General features: G+C 31.6%; 14 protein-coding genes and 1 pseudogene. 8 read left to right on the top strand and 7 right to left on the bottom strand.

Going from position 1 to position 21,645, the window contains the following annotated elements; genetic code table 11:
* Nucleotides 1–47 precede the first annotated feature (47 nt).
* Nucleotides 48–4,319 (top strand): hypothetical protein, encoded by a 4,272-nt coding sequence (locus tag G9F70_RS12535; protein ID WP_164947982.1) that lies wholly within the window; start codon nt 48–50, stop codon nt 4,317–4,319.
* A gap of 490 nt (nt 4,320–4,809) precedes the next feature.
* Here G9F70_RS12535 and G9F70_RS12540 read toward each other — a convergent pair whose 3' ends face one another.
* From G9F70_RS12540 to G9F70_RS12555, 4 genes are all read right to left on the bottom strand, one after another.
* The gene (locus tag G9F70_RS12540) at nt 4,810–6,003 is read right to left on the bottom strand and encodes an IS91 family transposase (RefSeq protein ID WP_224617502.1); all 1,194 of its coding nucleotides are present in this window, start codon (nt 6,001–6,003) and stop codon (nt 4,810–4,812) included.
* On the bottom strand, nt 5,996–6,844 hold the full coding sequence (locus G9F70_RS12545; protein WP_220322476.1) for a site-specific integrase: 849 nt from the start codon (nt 6,842–6,844) through the stop codon (nt 5,996–5,998). The genes G9F70_RS12540 and G9F70_RS12545 overlap by 8 nt, the downstream gene beginning before the upstream one ends.
* A 1,115-nt stretch (nt 6,845–7,959) precedes the next feature.
* Nucleotides 7,960–9,120, bottom strand: a complete 1,161-nt coding sequence (locus G9F70_RS12550) for an IS91 family transposase (RefSeq protein WP_164947545.1) — start codon at nt 9,118–9,120, stop codon at nt 7,960–7,962.
* On the bottom strand, nt 9,113–9,988 hold the full coding sequence (locus tag G9F70_RS12555; RefSeq protein ID WP_164947544.1) for a tyrosine-type recombinase/integrase: 876 nt from the start codon (nt 9,986–9,988) through the stop codon (nt 9,113–9,115). Before G9F70_RS12555 ends, G9F70_RS12550 begins: the two co-directional genes overlap by 8 nt.
* A 297-nt stretch (nt 9,989–10,285) precedes the next feature.
* Between G9F70_RS12555 and G9F70_RS12560 the strand changes: the two genes are divergently transcribed.
* Complete coding sequence (locus G9F70_RS12560; RefSeq protein WP_164947543.1) at nt 10,286–11,098, top strand: creatininase family protein; 813 nt, start codon at nt 10,286–10,288, stop codon at nt 11,096–11,098.
* An 81-nt stretch (nt 11,099–11,179) separates the two neighbouring features.
* Here the strand turns inward: G9F70_RS12560 and G9F70_RS12565 are convergent, their stop codons facing one another.
* Nucleotides 11,180–11,758 carry an L-2-amino-thiazoline-4-carboxylic acid hydrolase gene (locus G9F70_RS12565; RefSeq protein WP_164947542.1) on the bottom strand — a complete coding sequence of 193 codons (579 nt, stop codon included), beginning with the start codon at nt 11,756–11,758 and terminating at the stop codon, nt 11,180–11,182.
* A 1,028-nt stretch (nt 11,759–12,786) separates the two neighbouring features.
* Here G9F70_RS12565 and G9F70_RS12570 point away from each other — a divergent pair.
* From G9F70_RS12570 to G9F70_RS12595, 6 genes and pseudogenes are all read left to right on the top strand, one after another.
* A complete protein-coding gene (locus G9F70_RS12570) occupies nt 12,787–13,302 on the top strand; it encodes a 2'-5' RNA ligase family protein (RefSeq protein ID WP_164947541.1) in 516 nt (171 codons plus the stop codon).
* A gap of 133 nt (nt 13,303–13,435) precedes the next feature.
* The gene (locus G9F70_RS12575) at nt 13,436–13,699 is read left to right on the top strand and encodes a hypothetical protein (RefSeq protein ID WP_164947540.1); all 264 of its coding nucleotides are present in this window, start codon (nt 13,436–13,438) and stop codon (nt 13,697–13,699) included.
* A 590-nt stretch (nt 13,700–14,289) separates the two neighbouring features.
* On the top strand, nt 14,290–15,324 hold the full coding sequence (locus G9F70_RS12580) for a two pore domain potassium channel family protein (RefSeq protein ID WP_164947539.1): 1,035 nt from the start codon (nt 14,290–14,292) through the stop codon (nt 15,322–15,324).
* A 519-nt stretch (nt 15,325–15,843) separates the two neighbouring features.
* Nucleotides 15,844–15,927, top strand: a pseudogene (locus tag G9F70_RS12585) (peptide deformylase); the annotation flags it as partial.
* 181 nt (nt 15,928–16,108) lie between these two features.
* Complete coding sequence (locus tag G9F70_RS12590) at nt 16,109–16,369, top strand: hypothetical protein (protein WP_164947538.1); 261 nt, start codon at nt 16,109–16,111, stop codon at nt 16,367–16,369.
* Between the two features lie 202 nt (nt 16,370–16,571).
* Nucleotides 16,572–17,678, top strand: coding sequence for an alkaline phosphatase family protein (locus G9F70_RS12595; RefSeq protein WP_164947537.1), 1,107 nt, complete (start codon nt 16,572–16,574; stop codon nt 17,676–17,678).
* Nucleotides 17,679–18,141: 463 nt separating this feature from the next.
* On the opposite strand, the gene G9F70_RS12600 is transcribed toward G9F70_RS12595, so the two are convergent.
* Complete coding sequence (locus tag G9F70_RS12600; RefSeq protein ID WP_164947536.1) at nt 18,142–19,941, bottom strand: ABC transporter ATP-binding protein; 1,800 nt, start codon at nt 19,939–19,941, stop codon at nt 18,142–18,144.
* A complete protein-coding gene (locus G9F70_RS12605; protein ID WP_164947535.1) occupies nt 19,880–21,634 on the bottom strand; it encodes an ABC transporter ATP-binding protein in 1,755 nt (584 codons plus the stop codon). The genes G9F70_RS12600 and G9F70_RS12605 overlap by 62 nt, the downstream gene beginning before the upstream one ends.
* Between the last annotated feature and the right edge of the window lie 11 nt (nt 21,635–21,645).

A 21,645-nucleotide genomic window follows, 5' to 3' on the forward strand; every position in this document is an offset into this window, starting at 1 on the left:
TTTTTGCGATTAAACATAAAATTATGAGATTTACGAGGGGTGAGTTTATGAACTGGCAACATTTTCAAACATATAATGAAGCAGCAACTCGGGCGTTTGAAGCAATGTGTAATCAGTTGTTTGAGTTATGGATAAATAGAGAATATAAGGATACGAAGCAATCTTTTGTTGTAGTAAATGGAGCAGGCGGTGATGGTGGGGTAGAATCCTATGCTACTCTTGTAAATGGTCAAGAGGTTGGAGTGCAGGCTAAGTGGTTTCCAGATAGTATTACCACCTCTCAATTCAATCAGATAAAGAACTCTATCTTAACAGCATTAGAAGTTCATCCCAATTTGAAGGAATATATAGTATGTGTACCTAGAGATTTGTCAAATTTAAAAAAAGGTAAGGATGGGAAGGTTGTTCTGGAAACAGAATATTCCAAATGGGATAAAATTGTCACAGAGATTAAAAGTAACTGTCCAGAGATTGAAGTTATTCTTTGGGGTGACCATGATTTAGAAGGTAAGTTGCAATATGCAGAAGCTGCCGGGGTCCGACGATATTGGTTTGAAAAAGAAGAACTTACAAAAGAAGCCATACAGTATTCATTTGATAAACAAAAACTTGGCTGGATGGCTCAACGCTATATTCCCATTTTGCATAATCAGGGAACTATTCATAAAGACATAAACAGTTTCTTGGGTGATTCAGAAGAATGCATTTCTTTGTTAGGGGAATTAGAATGTATAGAAAAAGGTTATGGAACGCTTATAGCTGAGATTGGTATTTTATGTGACTTGCTATATGAAAAGCAGCTATATATTGCTAAAATTGAGGAACTACAGGAATTGTGTAGTAGAGTAAAACTCCAGTTGGTGGAATTGTCTAAGATTAAAAATAATTTTAAATATGAAAATAAATTAATGCAATGGAATGAGTACATTTTAACTTATGAAAAACTAGGGGACATAGAAGAGTGGCTGGATAAGTGTTCTCATGGAGATAGTTATCATCATTTTTGGGATGTAAAAAAGCTATTAGAAAAGATTCGTAACGTCAATATATTTGTGTTATTCGAAAAACTGAAACAGAGGTGCAATTTTGAAAAAATAATTATAATGGGCGAACAAGGAACAGGAAAAACACATGGGATTGCAAATGTGGTCGAAACGCAATTGGAGAGTTATTATAATGTCCCTATTTTGATCCAAGCAAAGAGTGTTTCACCCCAAGATGAATGGAAGGATATGATTATTAGTGTATTGGGGCTGTCCAAGGGGTGGAGTGAAGATGAATTATGGTCTGCCTTGGAAGCATTATCATATAGAAATGAAATAAATAATTCGTTATATGACATAGCGAAAAATAATATTCGTATTGTCCCTAAAGTTATGATTTGTATTGATGGAATAGACGAAATAAAGCCATATGCTCGTTGGAATGAGAGAATAAGTCAGGTGAATGCAATTACTGCTAGGCATCTGAGAATTAGGTTTTGTTTTACAGGACGGCCATATGCATTTGATCGAAGAGGGTTATTATCGAAACAAGATTTTAAAAGGGTTGTTTTAGCTGATGATGGAGATGTTCCGGTAAAAACGATATATGATAAGTATATTCAATATTATAATGTTGATGATGAGGGCGCAAAATGGCTTCGTTATGCTATAAGTACGCCGTATGCTTTGAAATTAGTGTGTGAGCTTTATGAAGGAAAACATATCGGGCAAATCGGAAAATCAGATGTTACAGTATCAAATATGTTACGAGAGAAATTTGATAAACTGAATCAAGAATTTAAAACTTTGGCAGGATTTGAGGAAAATACAAATGACCAAATTGTAAAAATAGTATTATTAAAAATCAATGAAGTATTTGACACTCAGAATGAGGTTACACGGACACGAATAAAATCAGTTTTGAGAGAATTGGACATTTATCAGTATTTAAATGAGCCGGGATTGGAAAAGTTATTAGATTTTTTAGAGAAATATTCTTTTTTGCAATCATATCAAAAATGTGCAAAAAGTTTCTTTGAAGAAAATGAAAGAATCTATATGTTAGGGACACAGCCTGTTTTTGATTATTTGAAGGCTCTCCGGTTATTTGAGAGGAGTGTATACTCGTATGATTTGGAACTGGATAGTCAAGTTTATGAGAATACCGGAGCACTGCAAATGTACTCGGTAATGGTTATGGATTGTTATGGGAAAACTTTGTGGGATAATAAATTTTGCCAGGAGCATTTGTATGAAGAAGATTTGTTTAGTGCTGTTGCTTTTGCTTTAGTAAACGTAAATGAAGATATTTCAGGTAAATATGCTGAATGGCTTAAAGAATTGATGAGTGGAAATGCTTATGCATTATCATTGACTGTTAATAAAATAATCTTTCACTTGGCCAGAGCAGTGAAGCATCCTTTGGGAAGTAGACTTCTTGACCAATGTTTAAGGGCATTTGACAAACCAGCTGATAGGGATATTATTTGGTCAATTCCTTCGAAATTAGAAGGAATTGATGATTCTACGTGGATTCGCTATGAAGATATAGAGTATTCAAATGAAACATACAAATTGGAGGATACGGATTGTTTTGATGGAATGCCCTTGATCTGGGTATGGGGATTAACTTCAGTTGATAATAGGCAAAGAACAATGATTCGTCAGGAAATCACAAAATGGGGAATTGCACAGCCAGAAGAATTCTATAAGCTATTTGAAAACTTTGCAGATATTAACGATATTCAAGCTAAGACGGACATTTTCGCAATAGCAATGGCAGTTACATATGTGTGTCGGAAAAATTATGCATATTTAAAATTAATATCTAAATGGATATATTGTAATATTTTTCAGTATGGTGAGATAAAAAGTATGCGTAACGCTGCGATTAGATATTATTCAAGAGCAATTATGGAATGTGCTTTTTCGGAAAGGATAATTGCTAATACACAGATTGACAAGTGCCGCCCGCCACATAGAACTGATTCCTCACTTTTACCCTTTGCCCCCGAAGCAACTGAAGGAACAAGGATGGGAGGCTATAAGATGATGGATTACGATTTGGCAAGATATGTTTTGTGTGATCCATTAAATCGAATGTTTTTTTTACATACAAACTATAAAAGTGAAATTGATAAAATTGTAAAGAAATATAGTAAGAAATATCAGTTGCCGAATTTAACAAGTGAGAAATGGATTTTAGGGACTGCTTTTGGATATGTAAAGGCCGCAGGCTGGTGTGAAGATATTTTTTATGGAAAACCAAATGGAGGGAAGCCAGGAGAAAAACTGGGTTTAGATATTGCAATAAGCAGGCAATTTAGATCAGCAACCCATGGAAGTATGAGTCAGATTATGACAATTACAGAAAAATACACATGGTGCGCAAAAATGGAATTGTTAGGGTATTTGGCAGATAGGTTACCTTATTACGGGTACGAAAGAGGCAATGATTATATAGAAGATTATGGGCAACTGGAAGACTATGTTAATCCCTATCAAGAGCTTTGTCAGATTGATGTAAATAAGGTAATGGAAGAAACAGATTGGATTTTGCCAGAAGAATTGACACCATCTATTAAAGGATGTGATTATAGTAAGGATGGTATTCAAAAATGGATTATTGAGTCGGCTATACCAAACTTTGAAAAGTGGATTAATATTCAACAGGGAGCAGTAACATTATTTGGATCACATTTTGTAAATAATGAAGCGCAGGGTGTTACAACCATGATGTGGATATCCTCTGGTCTTATACCTAAAGGTACAGCATCATCTCTTGTAAAGAAATTAAAAGATAAGGATTTTGCTTCGAAATTAATAAATGCTGAAGATATGCTTGCATATCCCACCTCAGATTGTTACGTTTCTCCTTTGGAGGTATGCTGGTTTGATTGGAAAGATGAACACGATTCAGATATAGTATATGGTAATAATGTATTGTATAAAAATGTAGCAAAATGTACATGTGATATACAGGAGAAAGGTGAAACGGAATATGAGATACCATCAAAAAAAGCAAGGAAAATGATGAGTATTGTAAGTGGAGATGGGTATCACTATTATAATGATGAAGGTTTTGAAATTGCAAGTTACATGGATGCAGGGGAACGTTATGGGGATAGCCAACATATGCTTCTTGCTAATGAGGACATCTTTATTTCTAAGGCTTCTGAATTGGGATTACAGCCAATTTGGATTGTAAGAGTATTAAAGGAAGTATCGGATAAAGCACGAGAGAAGTATGACTTCTTTATGGATAGAGATGAAACTTATTTAGTATGGAAAAACAGTCAACGATGGCAAACACGAAGAATTGAATGGGATGATTAGATAGGGATATGTCTCTACAAATGATCGAGGGGGTAAAAAGTCATTGATATTGTATCTGATATTTGATGTACTTGCTACCCCCTCATGTCAAATAGTAAGACTAAATAAATTCAGACTTAGGTGAAATAAGTTCTCTTTTAGCTCATCAAGTCGGCAAATTTCAATTTGTAGGGTTAAATTAACAAAATTTTAGACACAGTTATTTCGTATTTTGTATAGGTTTGGATTCAGATGTTGAGCCGATAAAAACTATCACCATAAGTATATACTTAAATGATGATAGCCACTAAAACTGCTCAATTTCTGAAACAAGCAAAAGAACGATGCCGCGTTTCCACTACTATGGAGATTCAATCTTTCCCCTCTTTCTGAAATTTGCTTTAACACTAAGATTAATCACTTTAATTTCCATAAATGTATCTTAAACTCTTCTAAATTTTGATTATTTTCTAAAAATAGACGTACTTTCCCCCTCCCCAAAATAAACACTCTACGAGACGCTATTCCATTTTTTTTCACAAGGTGGAGAAAAATTTTGGCGATTCAACTTCTCTTTTATAATCATTTTACCTTTACCACAGCAAGAACATGTATTTATATCTATTCCTGTCATCTTTAAAAGAAGCTCCGCTGCACTTAACTTAACATCTGAATTTTCACCTTTACTTTGTACTGCACCTGTAAGTTCTTTGCACTTTTGAAGTTTAGTTGACCTATTTCTATTGCTTAATATCCCATAGTGTCTAATTTTTACAAATTTTCTTGGTAGAACATGCATGAGAAATCTTCTAATAAATTCATCTACCGCAAGAGTCATAAATTTTTCTTTATTATGGTCTTTATAATCTCTCCACTTAAATGTTACATATCCATTTTCTAAATTTACAATTCGATGATTAGATATCGCTACTCTATGAGTGTATCTGCCAAGGTATTCAAGTACGTACTCCGCACTCCCGAAAGGGGGTTTGCAGTATACAACCCATTCTTTTTTATATAACTTACCTACAAAGCTTTGGAATATGTGTTTTTCTGTTAATTCCTCAATTCCAGTAGTATATTTAAGAGCATTACTATAATAAGCTTTTTTAAGATAAAATAAGAATTTTCCTCTAAATATTCTTGATAAAACTTTCACTGGAATAAAAAAATTCTTTTTAGAATTTATCCATTTTGTACCATCAAAAGTTAAACCACCACTTGGAACTATACAATGCATGTGAGGGTGATTCATTAAGTTTTGACCCCACGTATGTAAAATTGACATAAATCCAATTTCGGCTCCTAAATATTTTTTATCTCTTGAAAGTTCAAATAATGTTTCTGAAACAGCATTAAAGAGGATAGAATACATTTCCTTTTGGTTTGTAAGAGTTATATAGTTAAGTTCTTGAGGTATAGTGAAAACTACATGAAAATACCCTACGGGTAATAAATCCTCTTTTCTTTTTTCAAGCCATCTTTCCTTTGCTAAAGTTTGGCATTTAGGACAATGTCTGTTTCGGCAGGAATTATAAGAAACTCTAATATGCCCACATTCATCACATTCATCTATATGACCACCAAGCTCTTCTGTTCTACAAGCTTCAATATCAATCATAGTTTTCAAAATGTGCAGCGGAAGCTGATGATTTCTCCTATATTCATCGCCATACTGATTAAATATATCTTGAATCTCAATCATCTTTTTCTCCTAAGAGCACATCCAATGGACTCTTTATATTAAGTAAATCCATTCTTCTAAGATGTAAATAAATAGTGGTAGTAGTTATTCTGGTATGTCCTAAAAGTCTTTGAATGTAGCAGATATCTGTACCAGCATCCAATAAGTGAGTTGCAAAGCTATGACGAAGCGTATGGACAGTTGCATGCTTAGTGATTTTAGTTTTTTTTATAGATTTCTCGAGCATTTTCTGAACACTACGTGGACTTATAGAATCTGTACGACCCTTTCCAGAAAATAAATATTCCGTAGGATGATATTTTATCCAATACTCTCTAAGGATTTCTAAATTTGCTTTTGACAACAATGAATATCTATCTTTTTTACCCTTGCCCTCTCTAATTAATATTTGCATGTTTTTACTATCAATATCCGTTATTTTTAAATTGCAAACTTCACTAACCCTTAAGCCTGCGGAGTAAACCGTCATGAGAATTGCCTTATGCTTAAGGTTTTCAGTAACATCAAAGATAGACTTAACCTCATCTGGGGATAATACAGCAGGTAATTTTGATGGTTCTTTCATCCTTGCGATTTTGTCCGAATTCCAGTATCTATTCAGAGTTTTAGTATAAAAAAATTTAAGGCTTGAATTAATATAATTAACTGTTCCTTCACTTAATTTCTTTATAATGATACAATAATGTAGATATTCACAAATTTCTTTTTCACCTAAATACTTTGGTGATTTGTTGTAAAATTTAGCAAAGTTACTAACGTGATTAATATAGCTTTTTATAGTCGTTGGACTATAACCCCTTAGTTCCATATCCATTTTCATTTTTTCTCTTAATTCTGACATAAATAATAACACTTCCTTATTTTTTATTTCGACAATAAAAGTTTATAGGAAGTGTGTATTATAATAAAGAAGTATCTTAGTAAATAGGATACTTCTTTATATTTTATTTATGTAAAAATTAAATTAAGCGCATTAGTACTCGTCTGCCACCGTTTTTAGCGGTTTAGTTCTATTCATAAAGTTCGTCATAGATAACTGTAAGGTTACTAAATAAATTACATAAACTGGAAAGAATGTGGACATACCCACTAGGCTAATAATGCTCAGTCGAAAAAATGAATAACTTGGATATGTCGAACTAGTAAATAAGGTTGCATTAAACATAATTTAGAGATTGTTGGAACATTTTCGGACATTCTTGTGGTTCAGTTGACATGCCATACTTTTGAATATTCAAAAGTATATTGGAAAAAATACTGCGTGGGAAATTGCTTATCATGATAAAAAATATATAAAAGATATGAAACAAAGATTAATAGATGCTGGATTAGATGTGACAAATATAAAATTTATAAGTGATAGAGTTGTTTCCTATAAGCTTCAAAAATAAGTTAGTGATTTTTTAGAGTAATCAAATTTATAGTCAAATTATCTAGAACCATGTCTGAGTCTTTGCCAAAAGGAGATATAGATTGAAAAACACTACCTTTTGAAAAAATCACAAATGTTCTGCATAATGAATTAAATAGGGTGGTTGAGAGCGTATCTAAATTTAGTAATTAATATATTATTTATTGAATAAATAGATTTAGAGTGAGAAAGAAAATGAAAAATACGAAATTAGGTAAGATTAGAAATTATAAAACAAAGCATTTTTAACTTCCCATTATTCTTAGCGAATTATACGAAGTTAGGCGCGAAAAAAAGCTCAAACCCTAGATAAGAGTCTGAGTGTAAAAAAATATAGAAGTACGCCTAACTTTGGATAATTAAAATAGCACGAAACCGCGGTAGTATAATTAGAACTTATGGGGATTGAATAAACCTACCCTTACTTAACTTAATGGATTAATTGAGGATATAGTTAAAATTAAAGTGATAAACATATAAAAACACCATTACAGCTAGATATATAGACATAGTTTCCCCCTCCCCATAATAGCAAACTCTTAATATTATGCAGTTTGTAAGGAGGTAGGAGGAGATTTGGAAAATAAAGTATGACGGCTAAGTTTGTCCGAACCACATCGTGGGCACTTGGATATATCTCTTCCAGTGATCTTTTGGATTAATTGGAGTGTTGATATTTTTTCTTTAAGTAAAATAGGTGTATTAGTAAGGTGTTTGCAAAGCTTAAGTTTGGTAGTTTTGTTTCGATTTCCTAGTAAACCATAGTGTCTTATTTTCATAAATCCACTTGGAAGTATATGAATTAGAAACCTACGGATAAACTCATCAGCAGAAACAGTCATTAACTTACATTTGCTACTATCTTTGTAATCGCGCCATTTGAATGTAACATTGCCATTTTCAATATTAACGATACGATTATTTGATATAGCAACTCTGTGAGTATATCTACCTAAATATTCGACTACACATGCAGCTTCTTTAAAAGGTGGTTTGCAGTAAACAATCCACTCTTTAGAATATACAGAGGAAAGTAGGTTTTCAAATTCATTATCATTACAAAGATATTGTTGACTACCATGAAATTCAAGCTTATTTTGGGAGTATAATTGTTTGAGATAATATAAAAATTTGCCTCTGAATTTGCGAGATAGCACTTTAACAGGGATGAAAAACTTCTTTCTGCTATTTATCCATTTTCCTATTGAAGATAATCCTCCACCGGGTACAATACAATGAATATGAGGATGGTGCATAAGGTTTTGTCCCCAAGTATGTAAAATAGATGTGAATCCAAGCGTTGCACCCAGATATTTTTTGTCAGATGCTAATTCTGTAAGAGTTTCAGCGACAGCTTTAAATAAAATAGTATAAAGCTCCTTTTGATTTTGATATACTATCAAATTTATGGTATCTGGAATGCTAAATACCACATGAAAGTATCCAACGTCAAGTAAATTACTTTTTTGATTATCAATCCAACGTTCCTTAGCAAGACTTTGACATTTAGGACAGTGTCTATTGCGACAAGGGTTATAAGAAATTTGAGTATTGCCACAGCTTTCACAATTATCTATGTGACCGCCTAACTGGGCAGTCCTACACTTTTCAATTGCAGACATAGCTTTGAGTTGGGCAAGCGTAAGCTTATGTTTTTCACGATATTCTGTGCCATATTGTTGAAAAATATCTTGGACCTCAATCATTGTTCTTCTCCATTTTTTTGTTTGATTTTTTTAACATGTCGAGGGGACTTTTTACATTTAAGGATTCAATCTTTACCATATGTAAATAAAAACAGGTTGTACTAATATCGGAATGACCAAGAAGCTGTTTAATATGAAATATGCTTGTTCCAGACTCAAGTAGGTGGGTAGCAAAACTGTGCCTCATAGAATGGACCGTAACTGATTTAGTTATATTTGCTTTATTAATGTATTTGTGAAATATATTCTGTACTGATCTAGGATTAATATGCGTGCCGGTATTTATTCTGCTATAAAAAAGCCATTCTTTAGGATGGTATGATTTCCAGTAATCTCTTAGTATTTCTAGATTATCTTGTGAAAGTAATGCATATCTATCTTTGGAGCCTTTACCATTGCGTATAAATAGTTGCATTTTATTACTATCAATATCTGAAACTTTTAGACAAGAGACTTCGCTAAGTCTTAATCCGGCACCGTAAATAGTCATTAAGATGCATTTATCTCTTAAATTATCACAGGCATTAAAGAGGCTTTGAATTTCTTCTTGAGTAAGAATATTGGGGAATTTACGATGTCTACGGTGACGAGGTATTTGTTTGCAGTTTAAATTAGTATTTAAGGTTACACCATACAAAAAACGAAGCCCACTATTATAGGAATTAACACTTCCAGAGGCAAGTTTTTTTTCAGTTGTAAGGAAGTGAAGAAATTCTCTAATGTCTTTTTCATTAAGTTCAGTTGCGGGTTTATCAAAGTGATTTTGAAATATTTTGCATTTGGTATAGTACTCATCCTGAGTATGTTTGCTTAAACCTCGGAGTTCTACATCAAACATTAACTTTTCTAAAACTTGTTCTTTTGTCATAAATAAAACATCTCCTTTAAAACTATAATTCTTTCCATTTTAAAGGGTATATATACCAAAAACTGATATACTTAGATTATCAGCTCTGGAGAAATTAAAGAAACTATGTTTTGAATACCACCGCGCTAGCGGTTTAGTGCTATTCTTATAATGGGAAGTCCAAAAGATATGAAGGCCTTGATAGGGTTAGGGCATATTACCAATATCTGAAGACATTTCTCAGTTAAAGAGTTGTGTCAAACTTGTATAAAAGTGTGAACTTAATAATATTTATAAACTGTAAAGGAGAGATTTTTTATGATTAATGAAATTTTTAAAGACACAATGGCAAATATGAAGTGGACTGAAATACAAAATTACGTTGATAAAAATGCACTTGTCTTATTGCCCATAGGAGTAATTGAAGAGCATGGCCCGCAATTATGTTTAGGAACAGATATTTACACTGCTCATATATACTGCCTCACCATAAAAGAAAAACTTGAAGCAAAGGGACATATAGTTGTTATTGCCCCACCCTTTTATTGGGGTGTTTGCAAATCAACAGGTGGCTTTATAGGTTCTTTCCATGTACGAAAAGAGACTGCGAAAGCATTAATTTCAGATATTTTATTATCACTGTCAGAGTTTGGTTTCAACAATGTTTTTGGTGTTAATACACATGGAGATATTGAGCATAACATTGCGATAATAGAAGCATTTAGGGAAGCCCATGAGCAACTTCATATCAATGCTTGTTATGCTTTTGATGAGGGTAGGTTTCCGCACTTTGGACTAAAGTTGGACGAACCCTATTTATGCCCGATAAAACCACAAACAATTAATGTAAGTAAGGCAGAAGTCTCTGATGTGCATGGTGGAGATATTGAAACAGCCATGATATATGAGTTCTATCCAACTCTGGTTGATGTTGAAAAAGCAAAGTCTTTACCTCCGATTACCTTAGATGACAGCAGTGGTGAAGCGTGGTTGTTCGGCGGTCACATAAAAGAACTTTCATCCCAAGGCTATTTAGGTTCTCCTGCTGATTTTGAATATGTTGAAGTTCAAAAAAATGTTGATGATTATGCTTATAGAATATCTGAAGCAATACTAAGACGAATAGTATAGGCATAATACGAAGTGCATACATTAAGGGTTATGCTACCCTAACCCTTAAAAATGTTCATACTTTAATAGTATTAGAGAGTATTAGTCCTTATTGACCTTCATAGTTATTAGGTATTCACAACAATCATCACCTTGCATGAATGTTTTATTATGTTTACATGATATATTTGGGTTAATACCTTTTGCATAATAAGGGTCTCCATAACAGTGAAGGTAGTACATAATGTTTTCAACACCAAGTTCTCTTGCGACCTTTGATACTAAACACCCTTCACACCTTAAAACTGCTTCAGATTGACTTTTACAAACAAGTTTTCCTTTACCAAAGATTTTTAAAAAATCATCAAGAGTATCGCCTGTATTTGCAGACATATCCTGACCACGCTTTAATGCATCATTTGCGGTGTGTTCTTTAAGAATTTCTATCACTTTATCCCCATACAGTTCTTTAAGTTTTTCAATAATCATAACTGTATTTTCCATATACATTTTAAGTGGTTCTTTCCAATCGACATTGATTTCCTGAATTGATTTAACAACATCATCGCCCAAAGCAGTTGTCAAATGTTCAACTATTTTTGTTGCTCGTTCCACCTGAAAATTGTACAGTTCATGACAAAAAAGACTTTTAACTTCATTCTCAATAATATGATTCTCCATAACTAATCCTCCTATAATCTGTATTTATTAGATTGTAACATATTAAAAAGTCAAATCACAGACTGGTAATACATGGATTTTTATGGTATAATGTATATATAGAAAATAAGTTTGCTACTCTAATTTTTTCAAACAAAGAGTGGTTCATTTTATGGGAAATAAGGTAAAACTCTCGCTACTTATTTAACTGCCCATTATTATTATAATGCAAAGAGAAGTTATTACGGTTTTTCCATTTATTTTCCCACATAAGTGTTAGAAAGCTTTAGAATGTTATAAACTGTTATACCCTTGGAGGGGTTGATATACATAAGTTATAGCAGATTGCAGAAAGTTATAAAAGGCAATTTAACGACTCAGGGGTTCAATTCCCCTAGGAGTCACCAAAACATAAACGTTGATATAGCAGGCTTTACAGTAATGTAAAGCCTGCTATATTTTTGTTTCCCACAATTTTAACACATAAGTTTCAGAAAGGTTTAGAATGTTATAAAATGATATATGCTTAAAAGGTCGATATGCATAAGATACAGCATAATAAAGAAAGTTATAGAAAGCAATTGATCGAACTTACTAAGGATTTGTGAAATTAGTTTTATGGAGCAGAAGTGCTCTAAATCTTTCATTAAATAATTTAAAAAGATTAAGTTTATTTGTTAAATAGATTTGCTTGGACAAAAAACATCGGTTAGGTATCGGTGTTTTTTTGTTGTTTCATAATATTAAAGAAAAGTTAAGATGGATTGTTTAGTAAATAACGAGTTATTTTGATTTATTATACAAATTTAGAAGGAATATGATAGAAGGATGCAGAAAGATTGTTAGTAGAATGGTTTAGAAGTATTTATGAGTATTATGGCTATAATGGGAAGTCCCAAAAATGTGAAATACTTTATAAGTGTAGGGCATATCAGATATATCTGAAGACATTTCTCACTTAAAGAGTTATGTCAAATTTGTAATCTAATGTGACATATGAAAGATGTAAAACAACTCAATAAATAGTAATTTGTAGAGGAGATGTGAGTATGAAAACAAGAACTATTATGATTTTTACTGAATTTAAAAATATTGATGTTATTAATGATATCCGTAAAAAATATGACCCATTGGAAGAGTTAGTATTGCCACATATTACTTTGGTCTTTCCTTTTAATAGTGAGTTGACTAATGAGGAATTAAATTTGTATTTAAAAGATTGTTTAAGCGCCATACAACCATTTAAAGTTGAATTAGAAGGGTTCAGTATGCAGGAAGATAAATATGAAAATTATTTGTTTTTAAATATAGTACAAGGTATGAATGTTATTAAAAACATTCATGATATGCTATATAAAGACAAACTAAAGCAATTTGGTATGGCTTATGATTATGTTCCACACATGACAGTTGGAAAAGTATCTTCTAAGGCGTTGCTTGATAAAGCATTTTATGATGTGAATAAATGTAATGATAAATTTAGCACTGTGGTCAAAAAAATATCAGTTGAAATGATTGGTGAGCATGATGAATCAATTATCATAATAGAGCATGAACTAAATTGACAAATTCCAATTTGTAGAGTTGATGTAAAATAAATTTAGATTCAGTTCTGTCGTATCTTCCATAGATTGTTCAGTTATCGCAAAACTATGATTAATGAACAATTGATTAGGGTAAATTAAGGAGGATTAATTAATGAAATATATAACAACATTTATACTTTTGTTAATAGGTTTTATATTTGGAAAGTTATTGCTGAAACAGTCAAATAAGAATTATGATTTAAATTTACTCATACTTGCTGTTGTTTTCTTTGTTCTTGGTTCAAAAACAGAAGTGTTTAGAAGCAATGATTTTGATTATAATATTATGCTTTCAAATATAGTACCACCTTTTATTTTAGGGGTTTTAATAAGAAGGTATATAAACAACCATTTATATAAAAAATATAAAGTTTAGGTTGTTTCTGAATATTCCACAACTATTAAAACCGAATAATCCCATTAAAATACCGTATTATTCAATTTTGTAATTTTACGGTGTTTTTATGTCGTACTTCAAAAATATTGGTCGGTAATTTGAGAATTACACGACATAGCTATTGAAATTGAAAGTACAAATAAATGTCTTTGAAAACTGAATAATACGGTATTTAGAAATAAAGATATTTGCCATAATAGCTAAAATAGCGTTGTTCAAACATAAAAACAATGGTATGATTTCTACATAATGTAACTATAAAATACATATTATGTCTATAATGGGCAGCTGAAAAGGAGTTGAATAATATAGAATTCAAGGAAATCGAGCAGAAAATAACTGAATTAATTATCGTAAAAGGAATAGATGGAATAAGCAGAAATCAACCAAATTCTCCAGTATGTACTACTCTTGGTCTTGAATCTCAGTTGTAAATAGGTAATGTTTGAAATTTAATGTTTAGTTTTATAGGCTTTATTTATTTTTTTATAAATATATAGAGGGATTGATTAGCAATATTCTGTGGATATATATCAAAATGCAATGATTGCATTATTAGGAGGGATATTATGCAGATATGGTGGTATACAATAGTGATAAGCATATTTGCTATAGTAGCCGTATTTTTATTTATAGTGTCTTTAACTGTAATATATAAATACGAGATTGCATCATTAAAAGAATTTTTAAAAAATATTATTAACACATTCTTTAAAAAGAAATCTGCAATTATTTTTAGTTTTTCACTTCTAATATTTATATTAGCTATTATCAAAAATATAGTAAAAAGTAATTTCAATGTTATGTATATATTAGTGTCAATTTTAATGCTATTTATTTTTTTAGTTATATTCATGGTAGTTTTGCTAAAGTATCATACATGGTTTTCAGATGATTTCATAATGGATGAAAAGTTAAATGTTATTAGAAATATTTGTTTGGGATTACCTATATTCCATATATATTTTATTTTTATACTCTTTAATACAAAAACAAATTTAAACAAATATATTGTTCTATGTTTTATCTTTGTTATTATCCTACAAATGATAGTTGTTTTGTTGTTAATAAGTTTTGGTATTAAAAAAAGTATATTAGATAAAAAAGCAATAATGCCTAAGAGAAAAGGATTAAGTGTCCTAGAAACAAAGATTTTAATTATAATTACCTGGTTCGTAATTATATATATTAATGCTATTGCAATGATATATATTACAATTAAATTGGATCCAGAGGCCTTTAATTTTCATGGGATTATTAATTCAACATACTTCGCGTTGGTTACCATATTAACTATCGGTTTTGGAGATAAACTTCCAACGGACTCTTTAGGGAAAATTGTTGTATGTATAATTGCTTCACTAAGTGCATATCTGTTGATAGTTGGGGTTGCAGGAATACTAGGTGATAGTAATGGTATTTATGATAAATTAAATAATAAAGAATTAGATAACTCATTATTAGAAATAGCGTTAGATTCAACTGAAATAATTAAAGATAAAGATCTAAAAACCAAACAAATTAATGAGTGGTATAAGCTATATGCCAAAGGAGCTATAACAAAGCGTGAATATAAGAAAAAGAAAAGATTATTACTAAAATGATAATTTGAACTAATGGATACTTTTTAAAAGATATGTCTATAATTCGCTATGGTGGTGATGAACATGTCTTTTAAAATTACGTGGGAACCCTATGTTATTTTCACTTTTATAGCATTTATACCTTGAGTCACCTAAAGCCTTTTTTTTATTTGTCTTGATTTGCTGTTATCAAAATTAAAGTTAGTTAATAGTTTTAATAATGTCTATAATGTGCAGTTTGGTGCGGAGTATTAAAATATATAGCTTTACCTTTCCGAATACACTATTGTAGAAAGGATGTTGCCCATGGAGATAACTCAATGAATTCAGAGATCATTCTGTCAAAGTATCTTAAAGAAGATGATTTAATTTTGCCACCATCTTTGACTGAAACTCAAATATTAAACTTAATTGATGAGTATATTGATTCACTACTAGTTAATATTAATGTATTGAGGAAAATTATTACTTTCCCTGCAGGTCACGGTTTAAACATATCTGATAAAATAAGGTTACACGCTAAGAGAAAAGCTAACGATGAGGAAGAAAAAGCAAGTGTTTACTGGATTTATAGCACAAATAATTCAACATGAAATGGATCATTTTGAAGGTATAATAATCTAATTGAATAATTAAAATATGAAGTAATTACTAGCCTAGAGGTCATTGAGAGCCATGTGAGTTTGATAAGTGAGGTTTTGCTCTGATCATTAATTAATAATGATTAAGGCTACTGTTATTTAGAAGCATAGTATATACTTGATTTGAAGAGAAATAGATATTAAAAAAGAAGGAGAGCGAAAAAATGGAACAGTTTTTTAAAGCAATAGATGAAAAAATAAGAAAGTCAGGATATCCTGGAGAATTCAGTGGCGAAGAAATCTACGCTGAAATAAGTGATAGGGCCGAGGATCAAGAAGAAGGAAGTTACTTATTCATGAAGAAGCAAAATGATGATATCATGTTCGAATACAGAGTGGATATTTTAGAGGACAATATTAATTTAGCAACCCTCACGATACATACACCAGAGAGAAAGTACTTTATTGATTTTGATGCTGAATAGATAGACGTATTGGGGATGAAGATGAAAATGGTGATTTTGAAGCAAAAAATTATTTTAATATCTACTGGGTTTACTAATAGGGGTATAAAGATAATGGGAAAGAGAACGCTTGTTTATAATCAAGCTTATTTATATATAATGGCACATTTGGAATCAGTTAGAACAAAATGCAAAATCTGAAGAAGACGATTGGAGGCACTTTATGGACATAAAACATCCAGACTATAATAATTCTATCGTGAATTTGGCTTGCTCAGTACTGAAACATTATGGAGCAGAAAACCATCATGAAACTTTAACAATATTTGATAACTATTTAAAGAAAAATCATAAAAATGTTGTGGTCATGTTATTAGATGGTCTAGGCGTAGATGCCTTAGAAAACCATCTTGATAAAGGAAGTTTTTTGAGAAGGCATTTTGTGTCAGAAATATCTACAGTGTTTCCACCCACCACAACTGCGGCAACAACTTCTATTGAAAGTGGATTGACGCCTAAGGAACATGGGTGGCTTGGCTGGAGTTTATATTTTAGCGAAATAGGTAAGATTGTGAATGCTTTTATTAACACGCTGGGAGATAGTGATGAAAAAGCTGCTGATTATCATGTGGCTGGAAAAATAATCCCTTATAAAAGCGTATATGATATTATCAATGAAACTGGTAATGCTACAGCTTACAGTGTATCACCTTTTGGCACCAATAAAGTTTCATCACATATTGAAATGTTTGAAGAGGTAGAAAGACTTTGTAATCTTGCTGGAAACAAGTATATTTATGCATACTTCCCACAACCTGATGCTGCTATGCATGAATATGGCTGCTATAGTAGTGAAGTAACTTCATGGGTGAAAGAACTAAATGAGGGAGTAGAAAAAACGTGCCAGGTGCTAAAGGATACTATTGTTATTGTAACCGCAGACCATGGGCATATTAATTTGAACTATAGGTTTGTTAGCGAACATCCTCATCTTTTAAAGATGTTAGTAAGAGCAATTTCTATTGAAAGTAGAGCCACCTGTTTTTATGTAAAAGAGGAGTTTAGAGAAATGTTTAAAGAGGAATTTTACAAAGCCTTTGGCAAGGATTTTTTATTGTTTTCCAAAGCGGAAGTCTTAGAAGGAAATTTATTTGGAGAGGGTCAAGCCCATAGAAAATTTGAGGAGTTTATTGGTGATTTTTTGGCAGTTGCCATTGGGGACCAAGGCATTGCCTACAGTCCTAAATCAAAACGGTTCTTATCAAATCATGCAGGAATGACCAAGCAGGAGATGATGGTACCATTTATTGTGGTTGAGAGTCATGCTTAGTTCGCATCTTTCATAACGGACGACACAAACAACTGTTAGAATTACTAAAGTAATGGAGTAATTCTGTGTTTTTATATATTCTTCAACTACCCATTATTCTTAATAATGCCAAGAGAAGTTATTACGATTTTTTCATTTATTTTTCCACATAAGTGTTAGAAAGGTTTAGAATGTTATACCCTTGGAAGGCCTGATATACATAAGTTATAGCAGATTTCAGAAAGTTATAAAAGTCAAATTAACGACTCAGGGGTTCAATTCCCCTCGGAGTCACCAAATGTTGATATAGCAAGCCTTACAGAGATGTAAATCTTGCTATATTTTTTATTTTACCACACTAAAAAGTAAAAAATTAGTACAGCAGTAAATTCCCATACTAATTTCTAATTAGATATACACTTTAAAGTTATTTACACAAATCTATAAACATTCTCTAAAGTAGCATTTTCATACCGCTTTTATATTAGTTTGCAATCTTTGTATCATCTTGTATCATATCTTTATAATATCCACCACTTAGCATAAGTTCATGGTGATTTCCTACTTCTATAATTTCTCCATGTTTTAGCACCACTATTTTATCTGCATTTCGTATGGTTGATAACCTATGTGCAATAATAAGTGTGGTCCTATCTTGAGCCATTTCTTCAATTACCTTTTGTATTAGCTTTTCAGTATGTGTATCTATGTTGGCTGTAGCTTCATCTAATATAAATATGGATGGTGAATGAGCGAGAGCTCTAGAAAATGATAAAAGCTGCTTCTGCCCTGATGAAAAAGTTGCGCCTCTTTCCATAACAGGTGAGTGTATTCCCCCGGTCAGTCCATTTACAAAGTCTAAGGCACAGGTAGTTTTAAGGGACTTGGTTAATATTTTTTCACTTATATTATCATTTAATATAACATTAGATTTTATATCTCCTGAAAATAAAAATACATCTTGAAGCACAACGGATATAGCTTTTCTTAAGTCCCTTTTTTTTATATCATTAATGTTAATTCCATCTATTAGTATCTCACCTTTTTGAATTTTATAAAATCCACTTATGAGGCTTATTATCGTAGTTTTCCCAGCACCAGTTTCTCCTATAAAAGCAACAGTTTCTCCCTTTTTAACTTTAAAACAAAGATTCTTTAATGTCCAATCTGAATTATTATAGGAAAACCATACATTCTTAAATTCTATATCTCCCTGTAAATTTTCAATGCTCCTGCCCTCATCTAAATCTTCAAGAGAATCTTCCTCATCTAGGAGTTCAAAAATCCGTTCTGCAGAAACCAAAGCAGATTGGATAGTAGTATAGTTATCCGCAAGATCAGAAATTGGATTAAAAAATTGTTTTATATAGGTTGTAAAAGCGAAAAGCACACCTATCTCTATAGTATGATTTGCAATTTTGCTCATGGAATACCATAGTATAATTGCTACTGCAAGGTTTTGGAAAACATCCGCTGCGGGTCTTAATATACTGTTCATCCTAACTTGAAATAATGTGCTTTTTAAATACTCGCCATTTAATTTTAGAAACTCATTATTTTTTTCTTTTTCACCTGTGAATATTTGTATGATTTTCATTCCTGAAATGTTCTCAGCCATAAATCCATTAATTCTGCCTATTAGACTTTTCATTTTTGAAAAATTATTCTTAATCTTATTTTTCAAAAGAAAAATAATAAAAAACATCATAGGAACCACAGAAAATGATATAAGAGCTAATTTTACATCAAGGGCAAGCATAACATATACTATCCCTATAAGTAAGAAAACATCTTTAAATAGACTAATAATTACATCAGTATACATTTCACTTAGTGCTTCCACATCATTTGTGGCTCTAGTTATGAGTCTTCCTGAGGAAGTTTTATCAAGATAGGATAGTGGAAGAAATTGTATTGTTCTAAATACTCTTCTTCTTAAATTTCTCATAATCTCCTGACCAGCTTTATTTATTAAATTAACTTGCGCAAAAGAAGATAACCCACCAATAGCAACAACAGCAAAATATAATAGCCCCATAGATGTTATAGAATAGATACCCTTTTGTGATATTCTCTTTATTAAAAAATCATCAATAACAAGCTTTAATATATATGGTTTTAAAAGTTCTGCTGCATTTACAATCATTACACATAATGCAGCTAGAATTATCTTATTAAGGTATGGTTTTGTTAAGGATAAGAGTATTTTAATACTATTGATTTTATGAAACTTCCCACTCTGATTTTTTTTCAATCTCTTCATGTTGAGATTTGTAGGTTTCATAATATAGGCCTCCCTTCTTTATGAGTTCATTATGAGTTCCATTTTCGCATATATTGCCTTCATCTAAGACTATAATAAAATCAGCGTCTTTTATTGTAGAAATTCTATGTGCAACAATTATTGTGGTTTTTCCACCTCTGCACTTTTTTATATTTTTAAGTAACTTAGATTCAGTAATAGTGTCCACAGCCGATAGTGAGTCATCTAAAATTAGTATTGACGGATCACGAATTATGGCCCTTGCTATAGAAATACGTTGTTTTTCACCACCTGATAAATTAACACCGCGTTCGGAAAGGTTGGTATCAAAGCCCTTGGGGAAATCCATAATGCTTTCATATATAGAACTTATAATCGCAGCCTTTTCAATTTGGTCATCTGTGTATATGTCCTTGAAAAATTTTATATTTTCTTTAATAGATGCTGAAAACAAGAAGTTGTCTTGGGGCACATACCCAATGCTACTTCTAAGTGTTGCAAGGTTATAGTCATTTATGTCTACTGAGTCAATAAATATTTCTTCTGGTGATGGCATATAAAGCTTTAATAATAAGTTTACTAGGGTGGTTTTCCCCGAACCGGTTTTTCCTGTGATTCCAATGGTATAGCCCTTAGGTATTTTAAGGTTAATGTTTTGCAAAGCATTTCTGGCAGAACCTGTATAAGAAAAGCTCAGATTCTTGAATTCTATTTCACCCTCAATATTAGTACTTATCATTTTCTCTCCATCGCAAATTTCGGGGTTTACATTAAATATTTCATCTAATCTTTTTATTGAAGCAATACCTCTTTGAACTATATTTATAACTCTTCCAATGGAAATTATAGGTCTCATAATCATGGTCAAATATCCATTAAAGGCGATAAAATCACCAAGAGTTATGCCTCCATTTAATACCATATTTCCACCTATGATAAGGTTCATAACAAAGCTTATACTAAAAGAAATCTCAATTACAGGGGAGAGCGAGGCAGATACTTTTACCATACTAATGTTAGAGTCCATCATTGCATCATTTAATATCTCAAACTTCTTAGACTCAGCTTCTTCCTGAACGTAAGACTTTATTACTCTAATTCCATATATATTTTCTTGAACTCTGCCAGATATAGATGCAAAGTTCTCTTGAACAACTCTAAATCGCTTTTGAACTAGTCCTCCTATTTTTAGCATGAAAAATATGATAAAGGGAATTGGCATTAGTATCATTAAAGTAAATTTTAGATTCATAATCTTTGACATGGAATATACAGAAACGCTACAGATAGCAATGCCATTTATTATCATGGCTGTTGCTGGCCCCAAAGTCATTCTTACAGCAGAAATATCATTTATAGCGTAAGCGATTAAATCTCCGGTTTTCCTTTTGTTATAAAACTCTGGAGACAGTTTTTGAAAATGACTATATAATTTTTCACGAAGATGACATTCAAGATTTCTACCATTTACTACAATTAGATTTCTCCATGCATAAGTACTTATAAAAGTGCCCGTAGTAATTAAAAGTATGTATATTATTTTGATTTTCACAAGACTTAAATTAAAATTAGACCTTCCTAATATATCAATGGTATCACCTAGAACTCTAGGGAAAAACGACTGAATATAAGATGTTAAAAACATAAATAGAATGCCAATAATATATGATATTTTGTGCTTTTTAATAAAATCTACTATTATGCTCTTTCCCATTTAATTCTCTC

Source organism: Clostridium sp. FP1 (assembly GCF_011065975.2).
Taxonomy (GTDB): domain Bacteria; phylum Bacillota; class Clostridia; order Clostridiales; family Clostridiaceae; genus Clostridium_AD; species Clostridium_AD tagluense.